Below are 6259 nucleotides of genomic sequence, written 5' to 3'. Positions count from 1 at the left end.
GGTGTCCAGGTTGTGGTTGTAGTAGTCGAGCCCCGCCTCGGCCAGGCGCCCGGCCTGGTCGCCGTCCACCATCCCCAGGGTCATGCAGGTCTCGAGCCCCAGCGCCTTGACCCGGCGCACCATCTCCAGCACCGCGTCGAGGTCCTTCTCCCGCGGGCTCTTCCAGGCCGCGCCCATGCAGAAGCGGCTGGCGCCGGCGGCCTTCGCCGCCTCGGCCTGCTCGACCACCTTCTCGACCTCCAGCAGCTTCTCCCGGGGAAGCCCGGTGTTGTAGTGGCCCGACTGCGGGCAGTACTTGCAGTCCTCCGGGCAGGCGCCGGTCTTGATGGAGAGCAGGGTGGAGACCTGCACGGCGTTGGGGTCGAAGTGGGCGCGGTGCACCCGCTGGGCGTGGAACAGCAGGTCGTTGAAGGGCAGGGCGAAGAGCGCCTCGATCTCGTCGAGGGTCCAGTCGTGGCGGGGCTGGGCCGTGGCGGCTAGGGTCAAGGAATCGGCGGTCGAGGTCGCGTCACGCATGGGGGCTCGCTTATGGTCAACTTTGATGTGGTTAACAAGTTGACGGAAAGCCTATCCCAGTGGCGCCTGTTGTCAACCCGGGCGAGTGTCTGGGTTGACCATCTCCTGCGTCGCCACCTGCCGGGGCGCTGCGCCTTCTGCCTGGGCAAGGCCGACCGGGAGCGCCCCTGGTGCGCCGCCTGTTTCGCCGGGCTGCCCTGGAACCTGCCGGCCTGTCCGCACTGCGCAGAGCCCCTGCCCGGGCGCCCCGAGGCGAGGCCATGCGGTCGCTGCCTGCGCTGCCCGCCCTCCTTCGATGGCAGCCGGGTGCCGCTGCGCTATGAACGGGAACTGGCCGGGCTGGTGCAGCGCTTCAAGTTCGAGGCCTCTCCCCGGGCCGGGGCGGTGCTGCTGGCGCTGTTCGAGGCCGGCCTGCCCGAGGCGGCGTTGGCCTGGCCCCAGGCGCTGGTGCCGGTGCCGCTGCATCCCCGCCGCGCCCGGGAGCGCGGCTTCGATCAGGGCGAGTGGCTGGCGAGGCGCCTGGCGCGTCGGCTCGAGCGCCCCCTGGTGCGCGCCCGGCGGTGTCGGGATACCCCCAGCCAGCGCGGCCTGGACCGTGTCGAGCGCCGCCGCAACCTGAGCCGCGCCTTCGTGATCGAGGCACCGCTGCCGCCGCGGGTGGCGCTGCTGGATGATGTCATGACCACCGGGGCGACACTGGAGGCGCTGGCGGCGGCCTGCCGGGCGGCGGGTGCCCGCGAGGTCGAGGCCTGGGCGGTGGCGAGAACGCCGCTGCAGGAAAGCTGACGGCTTTCTGCAGCAAAGCCGACGGCTCTGTTAGCATGCGGGTTTTACTGCCGGTACCGCCGCTATGGAAACTTCCCCACATCCCTTCGCCAGCCTCTCGCCCGCTCGGGTGGTGGCGGCGGTGGAATCACTGGGCTTCTGGCTGCCTGGTGAGCCCTTCACCCTCAACAGCTACGAGAACCGCGTCTATCTGGTGCATGACGACGAGCGGCGGCGCTGGGTGGTGAAGTTCTACCGTCCGGAGCGCTGGAGCGATGCAAGGATCCAGGAGGAGCACGATTTCCTGGCCGAGCTCGACGAGGCCGGGGTGGCCGTGGCCGCGCCCTGGCGCGATGACGAGGGCGTGAGCCTGCACCGCGCCCAGGAGTTTCGCTTCGCGCTCTTTCCCGGCCTGCCGGGCCAGGCCCCGGAACTGGAGAATCCGTCGCACCTGTTTGCCCTGGGGGAGCTGATCGGCGCCGTGCATGCCGTGGGCGAGCGTGGTCGCTTCGTCCATCGCGGCGCCATGGATCTGGACGAGATGGTGCAGGAGGCTCGCGAGCGGGTGCTGGCCAGTACCTGGCTCGGCAAGCGCCAGCGCGAGGCCTATGCCCGGGTCACCGCGGCGCTGCACGAGCGGCTGGCCGACCACGCCTGGCCGGCCGAGCGGGCGATCCGCGCCCACGGCGACTGCCATATCGGCAATATCCTGGGGCGCGATGAGCACTTTGCGCTGGTGGACTTCGACGACTGCCTGATGGCCCCAGCGGTGCAGGACCTGTGGATGCTGATCACCGCCGAGCATGCCGAGGAGCGGCACATGCAGCTCTCGGAGGTGATGGAGGGCTACGAGGAACACCGCGAGTTCGATCGCCGTGAGCTTTCCCTGATGGAGCCGCTGCGCACCCTGCGTCTGCTGCGACACAGCGCCTGGCTGGTGGCGCGCTGGGAGGATCCGGCCTTCCCGGCGGCCTTTCCCTGGCTCGCCGATGAGGGCTACTGGGACGGTCAGATCCGCTCACTGGAGCAGCAGCGACAGGTCCTGGAGCGCGAGCCCCGCTGGTTGGCCTGATGCCGGTCTCATACCCTAACGCACAGCGCCCCTTGGCATGGGGCGCTGTGAGCGGAGTGCTGTGTCGCGTGCGAGGTGGTCGGTTTACTGGTCCGGGTCGGGACGCTCGGCGGGAATCGGGTTGGCCACGCCGGCCCCCTCGGCCTGGCGGCGCTGGATGTTGATCCGCTCGGACTGGTTCTCCTGCTCCTCGATGGAGAGATCGCTGGCCAGCCGCAGCTGGAAGGTGTCCTCCGGGGTGATCTCGCACCGCGCGCCCTCGCAGGCGGCAATGCCGAAGCTGTCGTCTGCGCCAAAGGCCGCCGCCGACATCTCTCCGCTGTAGATCTCGCTGTCGCCGCCGTCGGTGGCGATGCAGGTCACGGACTTGGTGGTGATGCGCACCCGCTCGCCTTCCAGCCGGGCATCCCCCACCATGATGCAGTGGCTCGGCAGTTCATGGGTGCCCTGGCCGTTGGCGACCGGGCGCAGCAGGATGTCATCGAGGCGCGGCTCGTCCTGGTCCAGGGTGATGGAGTCGATCACCTGCACCTCGAGTCGCGCGTCGGCGGGCAGTTCCAGGGTCGCGGCCATCGCCAGAGACGGGCTCAGGAGGGCGGCCAGCAGCAGAAGGGTGGGGGTCTTGGTCATGTCGAGCTCTCGGAAGAAGTCGTGCACTGCATGAGAGCCAAGATTCTAGCACAGGGGAGTGACCCCCTCCCATTTGCTGCGGGGCTGAAGTGCGGCAGGTTGTCACGTGTCGAGCCTGCGCCGCGGTGGGGCTTGCGCTAGAATGCGGAATCAAGGCAAATCATCTTGTACAGAATAGATTTCATGTATATCTTCTGTACATGAATAGCGACCAGGACGGGCTCGACCATGACCGAAGAAATCGCCAACCACTATCGGCACATCCTCCTTGCCCTGGGCGAAAACCCCGAGCGAGAGGGGCTGCGTGACACTCCGAAGCGCGCTGCCAAGGCGATGCAGTTCCTGAACCACGGTTACCTGCAGTCGCTGGAGGAGATCGTCAACGGGGCCGTGTTCGAGTCGGAGACCGATGAGATCGTGCTGGTCAAGGACATCGAACTCTATTCCATGTGCGAGCACCACCTGCTGCCGTTCATCGGCAAGTGCCACATCGGGTATCTGCCCAGCGGCAAGGTGCTAGGGCTCTCCAAGTTCGCGCGCATCGTCGACATGTTTGCCCGCCGCATGCAGATCCAGGAGAACCTGACCCGCCAGATCGCCGAAGCCGTGCAGCAGGTGACCGATGCCCGGGGCGTGGCGGTGGTGGTGGAGGCCAAGCACCTGTGCATGATGATGCGTGGCGTGGAGAAGCAGAACTCCAGCATGACCTCCTCGGTGATGCTGGGTGCCTTCCGCGACAACCCCTCCACCCGCCACGAGTTCCTGACCCTGGTCAACGGACGCTGAGGCCCACCCGCCAAGGAGATCGGCCATGCCGCTGCACGCCATCGATGACCAGCACTTCGATCATGACCTGGCCACCATACGCATCAAGAACCTTCGCCTGCGCACCCATATCGGGATCAAGGAGGAGGAGATCCAGAACCGCCAGGACGTGGTCATCAATGCGGTGATCCGCTACCGCGCCGACAAGGCGGTGGCTTTCAACCATATCGAGCAGGCACTCAACTACCGCACCATCAGCAAGCAGGTGATCGCCCATGTGGAGGGCAACCGTTTCCTCCTGCTCGAGCGCATGACCCGCGAGGTGCTGGACCTGGTGATGGCCCACGAGCAGGTGCTCACCGCCCAGGTCGAGATCGACAAGCCTCACGCGCTGCGTTTCGCCGACTCGGTATCGATCACCCTCTCGGCCAGCCGCGAGCCACGCCGCACCCCCTGAGCGGCGAGCCGTGCCGTTCCCCGGGCCCCGTCGCTTTGAGCGTCGGGGCCTTTGCCCTTAGCATGTGGCGACTGTCATTTGACTGATCGAGCTGGAGCCCTCTTGAACGTCGACAACCCCTCCCCGCCGCCTGCCCGGCGCCGCTACTCTCCCTGGGCCATGGGCGCCATGGTCAGCGCACTGCTGGCCCTGCTGCTGCAGGGGGCTCTGGTCCCCCTCAATCTGGCCGTCGCGATCATGGCGCTGATCGGCCTGCGCCAGATCCGTCGTGAGCCGTCTCGCTACATCGGCCGAGCCTTCTGCTGGCTGGCCATCGCCCTGGTGCTGATCCTCACCGTGCTGACCGCCATGGTGGAGTCGACTGCCCCGCAGCCGCCTGCCGAGTATATGGTCCCCGACGAGGAGCGCAGGGTTCCCGATGCAGAGCGCCTGGTCCCCGAAGACGCGCCGATGGTGCCCGGTGAGGGCGCCAGCGACCGTTGACAAACTCTGCCGGGGGCATGGCGCCTGCCCGTCGTGGTCCCGTATCCTAGAGACGTCTTGCCAGCAGGCCGCCCCTCGGTTGCCTTTACAACAATACCGCCTTGCCCTCAGGAGATGCCCATGGAAGCCCTCAAGGAAACGCAGCTCTACTGTCCCTTCGCCTACATCGATGGCAGCTGGGTCGCCGCCGACAGCGGCGAGCAGATCCAGGTGCTCAATCCTGCCACCGGCAAGCCCATGGGCGATGTGCCACGCCTGGGCCGCGCCGAGACCGAACGCGCCATCCAGGCCGCCCATGCCGCCCTGCCGGCCTGGAAGGCGCTGACCGCCCAGGAGCGTGCCGACATCCTGATGAAGTGGCACGACCTGATGCTGGAGCATCAGGACGATCTGGCCATGATCATGACCTTCGAGCAGGGCAAGCCGCTCAAGGAGGCCGCCGGCGAGATCGCCTACGCGGCCAGCTTCCTGCGCTGGTTCGCCGAGGAGGCGCGGCGTGTCTACGGCGAGACCATCCCCGCCGCCAAGGCCAACCAGCGCATTGTGGTCACCAAGCAGCCGGTGGGCGTGGTCGGCGCCATCACCCCGTGGAACTTCCCGGCGGCGATGATCACCCGCAAGGCGGGCGCGGCGCTGGCTGCCGGCTGCACCATCGTCTGCAAGCCGGCCAGCCAGACGCCATTCTCCGCCACGGCCCTGGCGATGCTGGCCGAGCGTGCGGGCGTGCCCCGCGGCGTCTTCAACGTGGTCCCGGGTCGCGCCAGCGAGATCGCCGCGGCCATGACCGAGTCGCCGCTGGTGCGCAAGATCACCTTCACCGGCTCCACCGAAGTGGGCCGCGAGCTGATGGCCAATGCCGCCCAGCACATCCAGAAGATCTCCCTGGAGCTGGGTGGCAACGCGCCTTTCATCGTCTTCGAGGATGCCGACCTGGACGCCGCGGTGGAGGGCGCCATGGCCGCCAAGTTCCGCAACGCCGGGCAGACCTGCGTCTGCACCAACCGCTTCCTGGTGCAGTCCAGCGTGGTCAATGCCTTCTGCGAAAAGCTCGCCGTGGCCATGCACAGCGAGCTCAAGGTGGGCGACGGCACCCAGGCGGGCATCAATATCGGCCCGCTGATCGACGATAACGCCGTGGCCAAGGTCAGCGAGCACGTCCAGGATGCGGTGGACAAGGGTGCCGAGCTGCTGATGGGCGGCCATCCGCACCCGCTGGGAGGCAACTTCTTCACCCCCACCCTGATCAGCTTCGCCAACTCGAGCATGAAGGTGGCCCATGAGGAGACCTTCGGCCCGCTGGCCGCGGTGTTCCCCTTCGATGACGAGGAGAGCGCGGTGCAGATGGCCAACGACACCGAGTACGGCCTCGCCGCCTACTTCTACTCCCGCGACCTGGGCCGGGTGTGGCGCGTCGCCGACGCCCTGGAGTACGGCATGGTGGGAATCAACACCGGGCTGATCTCCAACGCCGCCGCCCCCTTCGGCGGGGTCAAGGCGTCCGGGCTCGGCCGCGAGGGTGGTCACCAGGGCCTGGAGGAGTATCTCGAGACCAAGTACCTCTGCATCGATCT

General features: G+C 67.6%; 8 protein-coding genes. 6 read left to right on the top strand and 2 right to left on the bottom strand.

The window, feature by feature from the left end; genetic code table 11:
- The coding region (locus tag IBX53_RS13985) for a radical SAM protein (RefSeq protein WP_290910345.1) at positions 1 to 516 on the bottom strand (516 nt) is incomplete at its 3' end.
- Between the two features lie 12 nt (positions 517 to 528).
- Here IBX53_RS13985 and IBX53_RS13980 point away from each other — a divergent pair.
- Together IBX53_RS13980 and IBX53_RS13975 are read left to right on the top strand one after the other, a co-directional pair.
- Positions 529 to 1302, top strand: coding sequence for a ComF family protein (locus IBX53_RS13980; RefSeq protein ID WP_290910344.1), 774 nt, complete (start codon positions 529 to 531; stop codon positions 1300 to 1302).
- Positions 1303 to 1366: 64 nt separating this feature from the next.
- Positions 1367 to 2353, top strand: coding sequence for a serine/threonine protein kinase (locus IBX53_RS13975; RefSeq protein ID WP_290910340.1), 987 nt, complete (start codon positions 1367 to 1369; stop codon positions 2351 to 2353).
- Between the two features lie 84 nt (positions 2354 to 2437).
- On the opposite strand, the gene IBX53_RS13970 is transcribed toward IBX53_RS13975, so the two are convergent.
- Positions 2438 to 2983 (bottom strand): hypothetical protein, encoded by a 546-nt coding sequence (locus IBX53_RS13970; RefSeq protein ID WP_290910335.1) that lies wholly within the window; start codon positions 2981 to 2983, stop codon positions 2438 to 2440.
- A 228-nt stretch (positions 2984 to 3211) separates the two neighbouring features.
- Here IBX53_RS13970 and folE point away from each other — a divergent pair, with 228 nt between their 5' ends.
- The 4 genes from folE to IBX53_RS13950 form a co-directional block, all read left to right on the top strand.
- Positions 3212 to 3769 (top strand): GTP cyclohydrolase I FolE, encoded by a 558-nt coding sequence (gene folE, locus IBX53_RS13965; protein ID WP_290910331.1) that lies wholly within the window; start codon positions 3212 to 3214, stop codon positions 3767 to 3769.
- A 25-nt stretch (positions 3770 to 3794) separates the two neighbouring features.
- Positions 3795 to 4205, top strand: a complete 411-nt coding sequence (gene folX, locus IBX53_RS13960; RefSeq protein ID WP_290910329.1) for a dihydroneopterin triphosphate 2'-epimerase — start codon at positions 3795 to 3797, stop codon at positions 4203 to 4205.
- Positions 4206 to 4307: 102 nt separating this feature from the next.
- Complete coding sequence (locus IBX53_RS13955; RefSeq protein WP_290910326.1) at positions 4308 to 4688, top strand: hypothetical protein; 381 nt, start codon at positions 4308 to 4310, stop codon at positions 4686 to 4688.
- Positions 4689 to 4808: 120 nt separating this feature from the next.
- A partial coding sequence (locus IBX53_RS13950) for an NAD-dependent succinate-semialdehyde dehydrogenase (RefSeq protein ID WP_290910323.1) occupies positions 4809 to 6259 on the top strand: 1451 nt, incomplete at its 3' end.

The organism is Halomonas sp. (genome assembly GCF_014859505.1).
In the GTDB taxonomy this organism is placed as follows: domain Bacteria; phylum Pseudomonadota; class Gammaproteobacteria; order Pseudomonadales; family Halomonadaceae; genus Halomonas.
This window is presented reverse-complemented; position numbering and strand designations above follow the sequence as displayed.